General features: G+C 47.0%; 13 protein-coding genes and 1 pseudogene. 8 read left to right on the top strand and 6 right to left on the bottom strand.

Going from position 1 to position 15934, the window contains the following annotated elements; all coding sequences use genetic code 11:
• Positions 1-129: 129 nt before the first annotated feature.
• Together QUB66_RS24700 and QUB66_RS24695 are read left to right on the top strand one after the other, a co-directional pair.
• Positions 130-573, top strand: a pseudogene (locus tag QUB66_RS24700) (ATP-binding cassette domain-containing protein); the annotation flags it as partial.
• A 46-nt stretch (positions 574-619) separates the two neighbouring features.
• Positions 620-1408, top strand: coding sequence for a universal stress protein (locus QUB66_RS24695; protein WP_265238721.1), 789 nt, complete (start codon positions 620-622; stop codon positions 1406-1408).
• 216 nt (positions 1409-1624) lie between these two features.
• Here the strand turns inward: QUB66_RS24695 and QUB66_RS24690 are convergent, their stop codons facing one another.
• A complete protein-coding gene (locus QUB66_RS24690; RefSeq protein ID WP_265238723.1) occupies positions 1625-1843 on the bottom strand; it encodes a hypothetical protein in 219 nt (72 codons plus the stop codon).
• 5 nt (positions 1844-1848) lie between these two features.
• Between QUB66_RS24690 and QUB66_RS24685 the strand changes: the two genes are divergently transcribed.
• Entirely contained in the window at positions 1849-1971 is a 123-nt protein-coding gene (locus tag QUB66_RS24685; RefSeq protein ID WP_265238725.1) for a hypothetical protein, read from the top strand.
• Positions 1972-2156: 185 nt separating this feature from the next.
• On the opposite strand, the gene QUB66_RS24680 is transcribed toward QUB66_RS24685, so the two are convergent.
• A complete protein-coding gene (locus QUB66_RS24680) occupies positions 2157-4097 on the bottom strand; it encodes a S9 family peptidase (RefSeq protein ID WP_332970042.1) in 1941 nt (646 codons plus the stop codon).
• A gap of 322 nt (positions 4098-4419) precedes the next feature.
• On the opposite strand from QUB66_RS24680, the gene QUB66_RS24675 reads away from it, so the two are divergent.
• Complete coding sequence (locus QUB66_RS24675) at positions 4420-4806, top strand: VanZ family protein (protein ID WP_265238728.1); 387 nt, start codon at positions 4420-4422, stop codon at positions 4804-4806.
• Positions 4807-4888: 82 nt separating this feature from the next.
• Here the strand turns inward: QUB66_RS24675 and QUB66_RS24670 are convergent, their stop codons facing one another.
• The 4 genes from QUB66_RS24670 to QUB66_RS24655 form a co-directional block, all read right to left on the bottom strand.
• Positions 4889-5389 (bottom strand): tetratricopeptide repeat protein, encoded by a 501-nt coding sequence (locus QUB66_RS24670; protein ID WP_332970043.1) that lies wholly within the window; start codon positions 5387-5389, stop codon positions 4889-4891.
• Between the two features lie 47 nt (positions 5390-5436).
• Positions 5437-7011 (bottom strand): DUF4335 domain-containing protein, encoded by a 1575-nt coding sequence (locus QUB66_RS24665; RefSeq protein WP_332970044.1) that lies wholly within the window; start codon positions 7009-7011, stop codon positions 5437-5439.
• Between the two features lie 247 nt (positions 7012-7258).
• A complete protein-coding gene (locus QUB66_RS24660) occupies positions 7259-8083 on the bottom strand; it encodes a DUF3038 domain-containing protein (protein ID WP_442923321.1) in 825 nt (274 codons plus the stop codon).
• Between the two features lie 150 nt (positions 8084-8233).
• Positions 8234-10903, bottom strand: coding sequence for an endonuclease MutS2 (locus QUB66_RS24655; RefSeq protein ID WP_332970057.1), 2670 nt, complete (start codon positions 10901-10903; stop codon positions 8234-8236).
• A 356-nt stretch (positions 10904-11259) separates the two neighbouring features.
• Here QUB66_RS24655 and QUB66_RS24650 point away from each other — a divergent pair, with 356 nt between their 5' ends.
• From QUB66_RS24650 to QUB66_RS24635, 4 genes are all read left to right on the top strand, one after another.
• The gene (locus QUB66_RS24650; protein WP_332970045.1) at positions 11260-12549 is read left to right on the top strand and encodes an ATP-binding protein; all 1290 of its coding nucleotides are present in this window, start codon (positions 11260-11262) and stop codon (positions 12547-12549) included.
• A gap of 360 nt (positions 12550-12909) precedes the next feature.
• Positions 12910-14430, top strand: a complete 1521-nt coding sequence (gene exaC / locus QUB66_RS24645) for an acetaldehyde dehydrogenase ExaC (protein ID WP_332970046.1) — start codon at positions 12910-12912, stop codon at positions 14428-14430.
• 152 nt (positions 14431-14582) lie between these two features.
• Complete coding sequence (locus QUB66_RS24640) at positions 14583-14930, top strand: DUF779 domain-containing protein (protein ID WP_332970047.1); 348 nt, start codon at positions 14583-14585, stop codon at positions 14928-14930.
• Positions 14931-15093: 163 nt separating this feature from the next.
• Positions 15094-15930, top strand: a complete 837-nt coding sequence (locus tag QUB66_RS24635; RefSeq protein WP_332970048.1) for an SDR family oxidoreductase — start codon at positions 15094-15096, stop codon at positions 15928-15930.
• Positions 15931-15934 lie beyond the last annotated feature (4 nt).

Below are 15934 nucleotides of genomic sequence, written 5' to 3'. Positions count from 1 at the left end.
TCGGAATCGTCGCCGCCGTTATGCAAAGCGTTGTAATTTGTTATCAGCAATTTATAATTATGAGTTAGCTCTAGGGGGATTAAATTGAAAACTTTCTATTATAGCATAGATTTTTTTTGCAAGAGGTCTATTAGCCTTGTCAACGAGCATCTAGCAATGGTAAACTTAACAGCAGCAGCCGATAAATATCCCGATCAAATTTCAGGGGGCATGAAACAGCGAGTGGGGATTGCGCGAGCTCTGGCACTTCGCCCGAAGATGTTATTAATGGACGAACCGTTTGGAGCGCTGGATGCTCTGACTCGTGGCAAGTTGCAGAAACAGGTGCTGGATATCTGGGAAAAGCACAGACAAGCTGCAATGATGATTACTCACGATGTGGATGAAGCTATCTATATGTCCGATCGCATTGTGCTGATGACAAACGGCCCGGCGGCGACAATCGGCGAGATTTTGGCAGTACCGTTTGCCCATCCGCGCGATCGCCAGGAGTTGCGCGAATCTCAGGAGTATTACGAACTGCGAAACTATGCTTTGAATTTTCTCGATCGCTACTTTACCCAAGACGAATAACACCCGACGAACAGACAAAATAATTCACTTAAGAGAGGTCAAGCCTGTGAATCTCAAAACCATTTTAGCGCGTTTTGAAAGTGCATTGGGATACCAAAACTTAGCGGAAGAAATGGTGTTGCTGCCGGAGCCAAAAGTGCCAATTTCTAAGAATTCTAAATCTACAAAATCGGCAAAAGCTATCAATTTTATTGTCGGTTACAACAGTTCTCCCAAAAGTCAAACAGCTCTCGATATTACCCTTTGGATTGCGCATCAAACCCGTTTAGTAACAACCAAAGAAGTCACGGTGCAAGTCGTCTACGTGCTCGACGAAGCGCCCAACAGTTACGGCGAAGATACTTGCAATTTTGCTTCGGGAAATCTCTGGGCTGCCAAGCCACAACAATCGGATTTAGAGGAAATATCTGCCCTGAAATGTGCGGCGCCTGCGATCGCTTTACCTCCAGCCGAAATCCAATCGGTATCCCAGCGGACAACCTGGATCGATCCGCCTTATTTGCGAGCAATTTTTGGTCAAGATAATGAGTACGAAGTAGCAGATAAGTTGCTGTGGCAAGCGCGCTGTTTAGCTGAGGAATGGCGCGGTTTATTCAAAGCTCATTTACGCATCGGGCGGGTTGCTACAGAATTGAAAAATGTGGTAGAACTAGAATCTGCAAATTTACTATTTTTGGGCTGCAATTCTGGTAATCACCCCTTGGTTAGACAACTAGGCAAGAATTTTCCCTGTTGCGTGTTGGGAATTCCTGCGGCACTCAGCTATCCGATGGATTTGGGGCCGGAAGAAAGTTTAAGCAAGTTGCAGTTCGCTACAGCTATGCCTGCACGTTAAACTGGTTAGAACTTACGCAAAACTACTATTATGTAGGGTGCGCAGTGCGCACCCTACGACTTTATGTAGCGCGTCAGACTATTTTTTTGCTTTAGTCATATCTTGATCAAGAATTAAAAAGAGTTTCATCTATCAAAGTTCCAATTATGAGACAATTGGAACTTTTTTTTGATTATTGAGATGTTTAAAATTAGAATTAAGGAAAATTATCGGCACTTACCTGACCATAGAAAGTTCGTTCACCAATTTTATCCTACCCCGGCACACAGAGCGCAGGAGGCGATCGATCGAGCGTTTGTCATCCTCAGTCAAAGTTTCGTCAAAAATAGCTGCCAGCAAACCGTAGCGATCGGCTAAAGTAATGTAGCCAGTATGATTCACTTCGGCAAACAGCTCGCCCAAAGCAGATGGAATCAGGTTGACAGGAGTTTGCATAGAGATTGACTCTCAACTTGACGATCGCGCGATCGATCGTTTCTGCGGTAACAGAGAGCGATCGCACTTTCATAGTTTCTACGTATATTCCATTAAAAGATGTGACAGCCAACAGCAAAAACTTGTGATAATAAACAGCCAAATGTGTGAACTAAATCACATTCAATATTTGCGAATCATGCCTAAATCTGTAGGGTGTGTCGCCATAAAAAATCCCTGACTTGCATATCTACAATCTCACAGCGACGCACCTGCACTACAGCAAGCAACAGTGTAAACAAACCCAATACTTTCTTGGTAGCATTAATTTGTGCTAAAGATTGTAAATCGGCACTGCTTCGACTGGTTCAGCCAACTCAAACTTAAACACCCGGGAATAGAAATAGAATTCGCCATCAAGAGTTCTTTTGATATTTTCAGCGCGGCGAAAACCGTGCTGTTCCCCTTCATAAGCAACGTAAGCAACCGGCAAACCCTTAGCCTTCAATATCTCCACCATCATCTCCGCTTGATTGGGTGGCACAACTTTATCCTCCAATCCTTGAAAGAAGATCACAGGACAAGATAAACGTTCAGCAGAATGAATGGGAGAACGAGCTACATACAAATCTTTGCGTTCAGGATAAGGCCCAATCAATCCATCCAGATAGCGCGCTTCAAACTTATGAGTATCAGTTGCCAAAGCTTCCAAATCACTAACTCCATAATAGCTCGCACCAGCCTTAAAAACATCACGGAAAGTCAGAGCGCACAGAGTCGTATATCCCCCTGCACTGCCTCCAGCAATCGCCATTTTTTCGCCATCAACCAAACCCTTTTCGGCTAAATATTTAGCACCGTTAGCGCAGTCATCAACATCAACAATCCCCCAACTATCTTGCAGTCTTCTGCGATATTCTCTGCCATAACCAGTGCTACCGCCGTAGTTGACATCAAGGACAGCAAAACCGCGACTCGTCCAATATTGAATTTTCAAACTCATGCTACTAGAAGTAGCAGCAGTGGGGCCGCCGTGGCTTTTCACAACTAACGGCGGTTTTTCACCCGCAGGTGCTGCGAAATCTTGATTTTTCGGAGGATAGAAGAAGCCGAAAGCAGTCAAACCGTTTTCTGTGGGAAATTCCAGCGGTTCCGGTACGGAAAGATAACCAGACTCGATGCGTAAATCGCTAGATTTGCGCAATATTTCTAGTTGACTTGTGGCTAAATTGAGTTGTACAATAGCAGTAGATTCAGTCGGTGAACCTGCCAGAAAAATAACTGTTTCTTCCCGCGCTGTGACTGACGAAATATCAGTGTAAGGTGTCTGAATATTTGTCAACTGCTTGGTTGCTAAATCGAGACTTGCCAAATGCCACTTACCTTGCTGAGTGTAGGTGCAAATAATTTTGCTCTCCGAGACAACAGCATAGGTAGACATTCCAAAAACCCATTGGGGAAGACCGAACTCAGCGGACATTTCGCAGAGAGGTTCGATTTCTTGGGGATTGAGGGAAGTTCTAGATTGCCAGCGGTAGAAATTCCACCAATTCGACTTATCGGAAACAAAATACAAAACTCCATCGGTTGACCATTCCGGCTGAAAAATCGACTCATCAACTGCGCCAGCAACTAAGTTTTTTTCGCCTAAAGAACCATCAGCATTAATTTCTGCTACCCACAATTCTGTGCCATCCCACGGCATATTTGGATGGTTCCAACAAATCCAGGAAAGTTGAGAACCGTCAGGACTCAAACGCGGGGAAGCATAAAAATCATTGCCCTGAGTTAAGATTTGAATATCTGCGCCGTCATCTAAATTAATGCTGACAATGGTATTGACACATTCGCTTTCACCTGAATGGTCTTCGCGCACGCAAATTAGGCGATTTCTTTGATTGTCAATAATGACATCTGCGTAGCGAGAATTAGTAGCCGGTGTCAGAGGTTCTGGTTGAGTATCTAATGTTTGAGAGTAAATGCGCTGGTCTGCAAAATGAGAGAAATAGATAGTGCCGCTAGCAACTGCAAAGGAAGCGCCGCCGTATTCGTGAACGCGAGTGCGAACGTTAAAAGGTGCGGGTGTTACGTCACTGATTTTACCGTCGGGAGTGCGCCGCACAATGACGCTTCTCCCTGCTTCTGAGGGTCTTCCTTCTACCCAGTAAATATCATCGCCGTCAATGGCAATTTGTCCGAGTCCGACAGTTCCTGAAACAATTAAATCTGAGGTAATGGGAGATTTCCAAGAGCCGTAAGGTGATATGGTATTCATATAGTTGAGACAGTTGTGTTTGATGCACAAATAAATTTATATTTGTATTTTACAGGAATTCAGTCTCTGGGGAAGCAGAATGTCCAAAAAACTTGTAGAGTGGAAGGGCGAAGCATTCCGGCAAACAATTTATTAGGATCGCGAATTAAATAATTTACACAAGTTTGTGGGGTGGGCGGGAGAGCCCGCCCTTTCTGGACGGGCGAGACGCCCATCCCACAAAAACAAAAGTATAAGTTATTAAATTTTCATTCCTTAGTGAGAACCAGAGGTTTACTGCCGGAATGCTTCGCCCCTACAAATATATTGGGGGAAAAATTAGATGAAATTATTTTCAAAAAAATTCTGGATTGTTGCCTCTGTTTTGTATTTTTTAAGTATTCTCAGTATTATGCTGATAGCAGATATGGGAAAATTAGTTAACTTTCCTCTTGCTCATCCGCCTTATGACAAACTCGGACACTTTATTTTGTACGGTATTGCCTCTTTTTTGTGCCATCGAGCGACGGGGAAAAAAATGATGCGTTTATTTAATTATCCAATTCCTTTCGGGCCGGCAATTTTTACTGTGTTTACTGCTGCGGAAGAAACGCTGCAAGCTATTTTACCGAATCGTACTGCTAGTATTGAAGATTTTTTATTTAGTTTTGCCGGGATTGCGGTTTTTTATTGGGTTGGAGAAGTTTGGGATAGAAAAAAAGGGAATTGAGAGAAACTGCCATACCAGATTTTGAGGGAGAATCGTCAATTAGGGTGTGGTTTGCGGTACGCACCCTAATTGAGTTACTTTGTCATGCTTTAATCACTCGTTCGAGTGAATTTGCTTCTTGAGTTTTGCCTTGCTTTTTCAATAAATCTCTGGCTTTTTTAAATAACTCTACTGCATCTGATATTTTATCTTGTGCGTAGAGGACTTGCCCAAACATATAATGAAATTCTGGGACGTTCGGTTTGAGGCGAATTGCGGTTTGAAAATTGGGAACTGCTTCTGCTAGTTTGTTTTGATTGGCTAGAAGGCTGCCTAAGTTGGCGTAAGCTTCGGCTAAATTGGGGTCGATTTGAATTGCTCTGCGAAAGGCGGCTTCTGCACCTTCTCTATCTTGTTGTGCAGCCAAACTTAAGCCTTGCTGAAAATATTCGTTGGCTCCTGTATTTTGAACTAAGATATTTTTTACAGGTAATTCTGCCCGCACTGGCAAAGAAATGTTTGCGGCACAAACTAAAGCTACTGTCAACAAGCTGGTGGTGGCCGTTACACCTAAAAATCGATTGTTTTTGTATTTGCTTAACATTGGCAATCAACCTTATTTTTCAAGCTAGAAAATGTTGGTTAGAGGGTTTAATCAGTCTCTTCTAAAAATGTTTGTACTCGACCGTTCGGTCTCAAAACCACTCGGATTTTTGGAATTTTTCCGTTGGAAACGGGAGAAACAAAGGGCTCGCCGACTAAGGGCATATTAACTTGTTCGATATTATCGGATGCTGCTTTTCCCATCGGTACAATAGTTTGAATTGAGCCGTTCTCATCGATTTGCACGCTGTATTCCAAGGTTTGTTCCATGCCTTCTGGTGGCTTCCAGCGTTCTTCAAAGTAGGTTCTAGCTTCTGAAACTTGAGGAATTGTATCAAATAAAGTGCGGTTTTTGGGGCTGGCGGTAGCCTGGTTGTTGTCAGACTCGGCTGGCGGTTTAGCGTCCTCAAGGGGTGGAAATTCGCTGGTGGGGGGGTAAATCGGCTGGGGGAGGGGGGGGAATGGTTGCTGTGGGGGAATTGGAAGTCGGGATGCAGATAGGGATGGTGGCAGGGGTGGGGGTACGGCGGGAGCTAGTCTGGGTGGTACGGGGGGCAGCAGGTAGGGTGCTGTTGCGGGTGCTTGGGGGGCGGCAATTGAGGGCCCTGCGGGATCGGGAATGGTGATGATTTGCCCTTGAGGGAGGGCGCTCTGTGATGCCCCCGCGCTGCTGTTGGGGGGAAATAGCAGGGGTGGCTGCTGGATGGGGCTGGGTTTGTTGGTGCTTGGAGCTGGGCCGATCGCAATTGGGGGCAAGCTGGGGCTGGGGGTGGCGGCGGTGGTGTTGATGGGCGGGGGCGGTAGGGGGGGTAAACCGGGTGTGGCTGTTGGTGTTGGGGATGTGGTGGGGGCGGGAACTGGGCTGGGGGTGGCGCCGGCAACTATCTGGGGCTGTCCTGGTACGGGGGTAAATTGTGGATTAGCGGGGGCTGTGGCGGGGGCTGTGGCGGTTTGTGGGGAGCTGTTGGATCGATCGAGCATTTTAACAATTCCCGTCGTCAAACCCGCGCTGGCGACTAGGATTGCTGCGATATTTAGCCATGATAATGCTTTCGGTTGTCGGCGATCGCGGTTGAGGTTGGGAAGGGCCATGACTTCGGCGGCGCAGTCATCTAGTGCGGTGGCCAAGTCAAAGAGTTGGATTGTGCTCAGGTGTACTTCCGGCCCGGATTCGGCGGCGCTCAATGAGCCTAAAAACAAGTTGTGGGCGAGCAAGCCGCGGGGTTCTAAGCGGGGGGAAACGGGCAGGTAGGTAGTGTTTGGGGCGGCGGTGGCTAGTTCGGATGTGTTGGGTGGTCGATCGACTATAACGGCATTACGGGCGGACTCTGGCAAGTCTGCGCTAACAGTATGGGTAATTTCAGGCTCGATATTGCTTTCCCAATCGCGAGTTTCGCCGAGCAAGTTTTGGACGTAGTTACTGACTGCTTCGTGGAGAGTTTCGAGTTGATTGCGATCGCCCCTGAGTGTAACGTGTTCGGTATCTGGTAGCCTGGGGTCGTCAAGCCGCAACTCGAAATTTAAAGATTTAAACACAGGTTGGCCCGCCCAGCGAGATAGAGGCGAACTTTTGGCTGTAATTTCCAGCGTGCAAGTGGGGGGCGTGTACCGTTTTAGAGCCATAATGAAGTCAGTTGTCAGTTGTCAGTTGTTAGTTGATTGTTGTCAGTTGTCAGTTGTCAGTTGTCAGTTGTTAGTTGTCATTAGGAAGATGGAATAACTATGTTTTATCTGATATTTGGTAGCATTCTTAACAAGCTTTTTTAGCAACAGGCTTTCCGGCCTGTTCCACAACAAATAAATTCTTTGGTGGAATAGGCATCTTGCCTGTTCCTGATGTTTTTCATTCTCGTTTTCATTATGACTTAGCTTAATTTTTGGCACGGTCTAGGAGAGCCAGCCAGAGCCGCCTGTGACCGCCGGGACTGCTGTAAAATAGCAAATCGATCAGGAGTTTCAGGGCTAAATTAGTTAGTTCTTTTGCCGATAAATTTTCTGCATCTTCCATGCGATCGGCATAAGTGTTGCTGAACCTATCAATATAATCTCCCAACAAAGCGACTGTGTGAGGTTCGCGGTTTTGCTCAGCCATTTGTTCCAGCAGAGCAACGGCGCGACGGATTAAAGCTTGGTGCTGTTTTGCTAAATTACAGCTGATCAAAACGAGCGATCGAGCTTCCTCCACATCCAGTTTTTTCCGCCCTCCCTGGCCTTTCCGCAGCGGGTTAGATTGGCGCAGCCGCCACAAAGCCACGCGATCGGCTACCATTGGCTCTAAATTCAGTTCGGCTGCTACCTTGAGCATCGCCTCTGAGCCAATTTCTGCCAGTGCTTCTAGGGCTAACAGCACTAAATCCAGTTGGGCTTTAATGTTGTCCAACTGGGTAGGTTCTGGTGCTTTTTGGGTCAATTCTTCCCAGTTGGGAGATGGGCCCGTTTGGTTTGTGGGAGCGGAGGGCTTTACAGTCGAGCGCATGGCTTGGGCACGGGAAATAAGACAGGTTGAGGCTGGATATCGACAGTATGCAGTGCTTTTGTTTGGCGGCCGGACAAAAGCAGATTCTGTTAATTTTTCTCCATAACTCGTTGCTTTGATTCCGGCAATCCTAGTTGCTGGACGGATTGGAGAGTTGAAAGTTGCGGTTGCAAGTTCGATCGACAGCAACCAGAAAAACCCATAAATTTTTACCCCCAATCATCCTACGCCGCCCGGTGTCCGAAATCAATTCTGTGTGTTCCGACTAAGCTGTTGCGGCAGAACAGATTTAAGTTTTTTGGCGGGTAAGATGCCCACCCCACAAGAGTTTCAAGCAACATGATTCTGAAAATTTAGATGCACGCCAGCTTATTTTAGATAAACCACCGTCACACCTCCACCTCCTTCTTTTTGACTGGCGAGCTCAAAGCGGGAAACCTGCGGGTGAGTAGCGAGGAACTCGTGAACCCCGCGCCGCAACTGTCCCGTACCCTTGCCGTGAATTATCCACAGCGCACCGTATTCGACGGCTTTGGACAGAGCTCTGTCGATTTCGATTTCGGCATCGGAGACTCTCGCGCCCCGGAGATCGATCGAATTATTAGCAGTGCGGATGGCAATTTCAGGATTGGGTTTGGCCGGTTCCGACGCTGCTTGCTTAGCTTTAGCGGTAGCGGCTGCTTGGGCTGCAACCTTGGCTAATTGAGCTTTAGTTTCCGGTTTTTCACCGTCGAGGGATTCAATTTCTGCCAGTTTGACAGTCATTTTCATAATCCCAAACCGCACGCTCAACTCTTCGTTAGCATCGGGGCCGCTGAGGACTTCGGCGGTTTGGCCCAGGCTGGGAATGCGGATGCGATCGCCCGTTTTCGGCATAAAACCCGGTTTTGGCTTCGCTGGTGCTTTCCGCGACGGCAGGTGTTTTTCAGAAATTTGATTTAAGGTATCTGTCGCCTGTTGGGCATTTTGAGCCGTTTGATCGCCCGCCTGCAATTTCCGAATGATTTGAGCAATTTCTGATTTCGCCGTACCTATCGCCTCATTTACTGCCACTTCCTGAGCTATTTTTAGGTCTCGCTCCCGTTCTTGCAAAGCAGCGGCTTTTTGAGAAACTTCCTTGTGCAGTTTTTCGGTTTGGTGTAGCAGTTGAGTTGCTTCTCTGGCCTTGGTTTCCTGTCTCCGGCGCTGGGCTTCGAGTCCTGCAATTACTTGATTGACATCTTGAGATGCTCCCCCGACATAGGTTTGAGCTTCATCAACTATGGATGCTAACAAACCGAGTCTTTTAGCAATAGTCAGGGCGTTGGAACGTCCGGGAATTCCCCACAGCAAGCGGTAGGTGGGCTGCATAGAATTGTCGTCAAATTCTACTGAGGCATTTTCAAAGCGCGCGTCTTGATATTTGAGGGCTTTGAGTTCGCCAAAGTGGGTAGTTGCGATTGTGAGTAGGGAATGTTGGGCGAGATATTGCAATAGGGCGATCGCCAATGCACTACCTTCTGAGGGGTCTGTCCCCGCTCCTACTTCGTCTAACAAAACTAAAGATTTGGGAATTGGGAATTGGGCATCGGGCATTGGGAATTGGGCATCGGGCATTGGGAATTGGGCATCGGGCATTGGGAATTGGGCATCGGGCATTGGGAATTGGGAATTTTCTTCTCCTTCTCCTGCACTTTCCCCTTCCGATTTATTAGTTAAAACTTCTAAAATGCGGCTGATGCGGCGGATGTGCCCGGAGAAAGTAGACAAACTTTGCTGCAAAGATTGTTCGTCACCAATATCAGCCAAAATGTTGTCGAACCAAGGCAATTCTACGGGTTCGCGGGCGGCGACAAACATTCCGGCTTTTGCCATTAAAGCTGCTAATCCCAAGGTTTTGAGGGTGACAGTTTTGCCGCCGGTGTTGGGGCCGGTGATGGCGACGACGCGGATCTGTGGCTGGATTGTCAAATCGACGGGTACGACTGTAAAGCCTTGTTCGTATTGCTGCTGCCAAACTAATAAGGGATGGCGCAAATGTCGCAAGGTGATTTGCGATCGCAGATTGGGAATTAATACTTGGCTCTGTTCTGCTTGTTCCTGATCTTCAGTTTCCTGATCTTCAGTTTCCTGATCTTCAGTTTCTGAATTTTTGGGTGCTAATTCAGGCTCTCCCAATTCGATAAATTTCGGCGGGTTTGCTTGCAGCCAATAACCGTAGCGTGCCTTAGCCGCAGCTAAATCTAAAGTTGTTACTACCACCACCAATCTGTCTAAATCTGGTTTAACTGCTGCGACTTGCTCGGTGAGGGCGCGGCGGACTGCTTCCTCTTCGGCTTGTTCTTGTCTGAGCAACTGCCGCATTTGGTTATTAAGATTGACTGTGTTATGTGGTTCTACATATAGTGTCGCGCCGCTGGCGGAGGAGTCGTGAACGATGCCGGGGATGGCATCTTTTTGGGGAGCTTTGACGGGAATGACAAAGCGGGAGCTTCTTTGGGTAATTACCTGTTCTTGGACGGCGTTGGATTGGCGCTGCAAAATACCTTGCAATATTTGATAAATGCGATCGCGCAATTGTCGCATTTGAACTCGAATTCCTGCTAATTTAGGAGTGGCGCGATCGGCTACTTGAGCGCGATCGTCTATACAGCGATGGATTTCCTGTTCGATTTCGGGATAAGTCCGCAGTTGAGATGCCAGTTCTTTGAGTGTGGGCACATCGGGCGCAGAGTCAATGATCCGGCGCAATTGCCTTGATCCGGCGAGGGTGGTAGCAATTGCCAGCAATTCTTCGCCGCTGAGCAAACCTTGCAGTTCGGCTCGTTGCAGGGAAACGCCGATGTCTTGGATGCCATCAAAACTCAAAGCACTGCCAGCACGGCTTTCTAACTGATAAGCTTCCTGAGTTTGGGCGAGGAGTTCTGCTGTTTGAGCTTGAGTTGCTGGGATTTGGAGGTCGAGGGCGGCGGCAACGCCGAGTTTGGTGGCCGCGAAGGTAGCCAAGTGCTGACACAGGCGCGGCCATTCTAATAGTTGTAGTGTTTCGGCTTGAATCAAAGTTGAGGTGGTGTTGGTGATTGGCATTCTCAGGCGCAGACCGAGAAGGTGAATTTGACGTTACTGTTAATTAATTTTAAAGTTTTTTATGGTTTTCGGGCGCAACTTGAAAAAGTATCTGGGATATTTATCAGCAGTCTGAAGGCAGAAAGCTGTTATCTAAAGATTAATTAGGAAAGCAAGAATTTGCAGTTTTGCATTTTCCGTCTAAAATTATACCTTCTACTGAGCTATTTGGGGCTTTGAGGGAGCCGGAATCCGCTGTTTTTTCGAGGATTGAACTATTGTGTAATTTTAAATATGTCCGCACAATGATAGCGGTTGTATGCTAAAGAGTAAGTTGTGGAGCTGTTGTGATGGCGAAGATTCTGACGATCGCGGATGATGTGACTTTGGGAGTCGTGCAAGAGTTACTGTTAGGGGAGGGACATGAGCTGAAAGTGGCTTCTGACGGCAAGGAAGCTTTAGATTTAGCGAGGGAATTTTCCCCGGATGTGGTAATTTGCGATGGGACTTCGCCTCAAATCAACTGGTTGGATCTGTGCCGGCTGCTGAAGGGCGATTCCCTACCCTTCGGGAACCCCTACGGGGAACGGGATAGCTTCGCTTCACGAGAATTGGGTACAGCCTATTTTCTGCTGCTGACAACACCCGATCAATTTGTAGGGGCCCAAGAATTGGACACGCTGGACGATTTTTTGTTTACACCGATAGTTAAGCAGGAATTGTTGGGGCGGGTGCGCGCGGGTTTGCGTGGGCGCGAGTTGAGGCTGGAGTTGGAACGAACTCAGCAAGAATTGCAACTGTCGCGCGATCGAATACTGCAAAGTGAAAAAATGTCTAATTTGGGCGAATTGGTATCTGGGATCGCCCACGATATTAACAATCCAATTACTTTTATTTACAGCAATCTCACTCATGTCCAAAGTTACGCTACTGATTTAATTGAACTGTTGCGATTGTATCAAAAACACCTAGTCAATCCCGACTCGGAAATTATGCAAAAACAGCAAGATATGGATGTGGAATTCATCCTCGACGATTTATTGAAAATCGTGAGTTCCATGCGCACCGGGAGCGATCGCATCCGCCAAATAATCTTGTCGGTACAGGATTTTTCCCGCAGCGATCGATCGGGCTGGCAGTTATTCGACATTTCCGACGGTTTAGAAAATACTCTGTTGTTGTTGCAGCACCGCTTGCCGGCTCGCGAGGGTAGGCGAGATATCAAGGTGATGAAGGAATATGGAAATTTGCCGCAAGTTGAGTGTTACGCGGGTCAGCTCAATCAAGCTTTTCTGAATATTATCAATCATGCGATCGATGCTTTGGAAGAGTCGAGTCAAGAGTTGGATGAGTCGGAATCGCTGAAATTTAGACCTGTAATTTTGATCAGCACTCACGTAATCGATGGTCAGCGGATTGCTATTGAGATTGCTGATAACGATCTGGCAACCAGCGAAGATATCGCAGCCCAATTTTCCGATCCATTGTTGATGGCGAAACCTGCGGAACACAGCAGCCGTTTAGGACTTGCTATCAGCTATCGGATAATTGTAGAGCAGCATAAAGGAGAGTTAAAGTGTTTTTCTGAACCTGGTAAAGGTACTAAAATTAGGATAGAAATTCCCTTCCGGCACAGTTGACGGTTGACAGTTGACAAAAGAAGGAAGAGGATTGAAGCAATGAATAGTCTTGTTTTAATTTTTCACTCAAAGGGTTCCGGCTTTAAACCAATTATTTCTGGTAAGATGGCGGATTAGGTTGGGGTATTTGTACAGGAATTACGTCTGGTTAGAAACCAGGTTTCTACGAAAATATGGTGTTGATTAACGAGAAACATACGAAGAAACCGGGTTTTTGAAGTCTGCGTGCGTAATTCCTATTTTATTTAAAACAATGTAAAATTTTGTATATGAAATAACCGAAGTTCCCGAAAATAGAGGATAGTTGATATTTAAGAGATTTCAAACGTCCGCGAAAACAAATTTTAATCAGGTAATAAAATGGTAGTAGCAGCACCTGTTCAATCCGGCAGTCCGTCGATTTTTCAAGCTCGTTACGACAACTTTATTGGCGGCAAATGGGTAGCACCGGTGAAGGGGAAATACTCGGAAAACCTTTCTCCAATTACGGGAAAATCAATTTGTCAAATTCCCCGATCGAGCGCGGAGGATGTAGAATTAGCCCTAGATGCCGCCCACAGCGCGAAAGACAAGTGGGGTAAGACTTCGCCAGCAGACAGGGCGCGGGTTTTACACAAAATTGCCGATCGCATGGAAGAAAACCTCGATCGCCTCGCCATCGCCGAAACCTGGGACAACGGTAAACCAATTCGCGAAACTAGACTAGCAGATATCCCGCTGGCGATCGACCATTTCCGCTACTTCGCAAGCTGCATCCGAGCCCAAGAAGGGTCGATCGGCGAACTCGACGGCACAACAGTCGCCTACCACTTCCACGAACCCCTAGGCGTGATCGGACAAATCATCCCCTGGAACTTCCCGATATTAATGGCTGCGTGGAAACTCGCCCCAGCCCTCGCCGCCGGAAACTGCGTTGTCCTCAAACCAGCCGGGCCGACCCCAGCCTCAATCTTGGTACTGATGGAAATCATCGCCGATTTAGTACCAGACGGCGTTATCAACGTGGTTAACGGGCCGGGAGCCGAAATCGGCAAAACCCTCGCTACCAGCCCCCGCATTGCGAAAGTAGCCTTCACTGGTGAAACAACCACGGGCCGGTTGATCATGCAATACGCCTCCCAAAATGTCATCCCCGTCACCCTAGAATTAGGCGGAAAATCGCCTAACATTTTCTTTGAGGATGTCTGCGCCCAAGATGACGATTTTCTAGACAAAGCAGTCGAAGGCTTTGTGATGTTTGCTTTCAATCAAGGCGAGGTTTGCACTTGTCCCTCGCGGGCGTTAATTCAGGAGTCAATTTACGATCGATTTATGGAAAGGGCGATCGATCGCATCCGCCAAATCAAACAAGACAACCCCCTAGATCCGACAACCGCCCTCGGCGCCCAAGTCTCCATCAACCAGATGGAAAAAATCGCCGAATACGTCAAAATCGGGCGTGAAGAAGGCGCAGAATGCCTGATTGGTGGCGCAAGAAACACCTTATCTGGCGACTTACAAGACGGCTATTATTTCCAGCCGACAGTCTTCAAAGGAAACAACAAAATGCGAATTTTCCAAGAAGAAATCTTCGGCCCAGTATTAGCAGTCACCACCTTCAAAGACGAAGCCGAAGCCTTAGAAATTGCCAACGATACTCTGTACGGTTTAGGTGCAGGAGTTTGGACTCGCGATATCAACACCGCCTACCGCATGGGCCGCGCCGTTCAAGCAGGCCGCGTGTGGACAAACTGCTATCATTTGTATCCAGCCCACGCAGCTTTCGGCGGCTACAAATCATCTGGTATCGGTCGCGAAAACCACAAAATGATGTTGGATCACTATCAACAAACTAAGAATTTGTTGGTAAGTTACAGCCCCAAAGCTTTAGGTTTCTTCTAAGCAGGATAGTCGCACGGGTATCCAGAAACCGGGTTTTTTTCGTAATCCTTTGCCGCAGTCCCCAGATTAAGTAAAAAACCCGGTTTCTTTGCCGGAGTGTATAAATCCTAAGATAAATAATTCCTTCTTCCTTCTTCCCTCTTCCTTCTCAAATGGAAACAATCCCTAAAGTAACCGCCACAGAAGCCGCTTTAAAACTAATAGACTATCTCAAAACTCAACACGGAGAATTGATGTTTCACCAATCCGGTGGCTGCTGCGACGGTAGTTCTCCCATGTGCTATCCTAACGGAGAATTAATCATCGGCGATGGTGATGTATTGCTGGGAAAAATAGGTGATTGTCCCTTTTATATTGCAGCGCAGCAATACAAATATTGGCAGCACACGCAGTTAATTATAGATGTGGCATCGGGGCCAGGAGGCAGCGATTTTTCCCTGGAAGGGCCGGATGGAGAGCGTTTTATTACTCGTTCTCGCTTGTTTGTTAATGCTGATTAACTCGGCGTTGCATAATAGAGGGATGATATGGAGAAAAAGCAGCATGAAATGCCCAGAAAGCAAATCCAATATGCGCCGGACTGTGCGTAAAGTTTTGTAACTAGGATATATTGTTATCTTGGATGCAATCTAGAGCTCTCTATCTCAGAAGTTGAAAAAACGGATGAACGCTATAATTATTGGTTGTGGTTATGTTGGAAGTGCCGTTGCCCAGCATTGGCGGAACCTGGGTCAGGTAATCACTGCAACGACGACTACGCAAGACCGCATTGGGGAGTTACAGAAAGTTGCCAATCAGGCGATCGTCCTGAAGCGCTGCGATGAAGAGACATTACAGACGATCTTGCCAAATCAAGATGCCATCTTCCTGAGTCTCGCTCCTACAGCAAACCAACAAGTAGATTCCGATATGTACGAGGAGACATACCTGCATACGGCCAACAACCTTGTTCTTGCCTTGAAGCATTTTCCCAACGTAAAACAACTCATATATACCAGTAGTTGTGCCGTGTATGGCAATAGTAATGGAGCCTGGGTGAGTGAACTTTCAACTGTGGCACCAGCTAACAGACATGGAGAGATCTTACATGAGACAGAGCAAGTTTTGCTGTCCGCATCCAGCCAAGATTTGAAAGTATGTATCTTTCGCCTTGGAGCAATTTATGGGCCCGATCGCGAGTTCAAGAAACGGTTAAGTGAGCTTGCAGGCACAACTCGCCCAGGCACAGGCAATCATTTCACGAACTGGGTTCATCTCGACGACATTGTATCAGCAAGTGAGTTGGCCCTCGCTCGTCAATTACAAGGAGTTTATAACCTAGTGAATGATGTTCCCATTACTGCTCGTGAGTTGTTTAAACAACTCTGCGATCGCTACGAATTACCTGAAGTGGAATGGGATGGGTCAGATACAACAGAGCGATCGAATAATCGACGCATATCGAATCAGAAGCTCAAAGCAGAAGGATACCAGATCATTCATCCAGAAGTGGAAATTTGAGCCT

This window comes from Microcoleus sp. A2-C3 (assembly GCF_036706065.1).
Classification (GTDB): domain Bacteria; phylum Cyanobacteriota; class Cyanobacteriia; order Cyanobacteriales; family Microcoleaceae; genus Microcoleus.
The sequence above is the reverse complement of the archived record's forward strand: the minus strand, read 5'-3'. Positions and strand labels throughout refer to the sequence as shown.

Bases quoted from the DNA above. Each gene is read 5' to 3' on its own strand.
- exaC (WP_332970046.1), top strand. From the start codon at position 12,910: ATGGTAGTAGCAGCACCTGTTCAATCCGGCAGTCCGTCGATTTTTCAA.
- QUB66_RS24680 (WP_332970042.1), bottom strand. From the start codon at position 4,097: ATGAATACCATATCACCTTACGGCTCTTGGAAATCTCCCATTACCTCA.
- QUB66_RS24650 (WP_332970045.1), top strand. From the start codon at position 11,260: ATGGCGAAGATTCTGACGATCGCGGATGATGTGACTTTGGGAGTCGTG.
- QUB66_RS24665 (WP_332970044.1), bottom strand. From the start codon at position 7,011: ATGGCTCTAAAACGGTACACGCCCCCCACTTGCACGCTGGAAATTACA.
- QUB66_RS24690 (WP_265238723.1), bottom strand. From the start codon at position 1,843: ATGCAAACTCCTGTCAACCTGATTCCATCTGCTTTGGGCGAGCTGTTT.
- QUB66_RS24670 (WP_332970043.1), bottom strand. From the start codon at position 5,389: ATGTTAAGCAAATACAAAAACAATCGATTTTTAGGTGTAACGGCCACC.
- QUB66_RS24675 (WP_265238728.1), top strand. From the start codon at position 4,420: ATGAAATTATTTTCAAAAAAATTCTGGATTGTTGCCTCTGTTTTGTAT.
- QUB66_RS24635 (WP_332970048.1), top strand. From the start codon at position 15,094: ATGAACGCTATAATTATTGGTTGTGGTTATGTTGGAAGTGCCGTTGCC.
- QUB66_RS24640 (WP_332970047.1), top strand. From the start codon at position 14,583: ATGGAAACAATCCCTAAAGTAACCGCCACAGAAGCCGCTTTAAAACTA.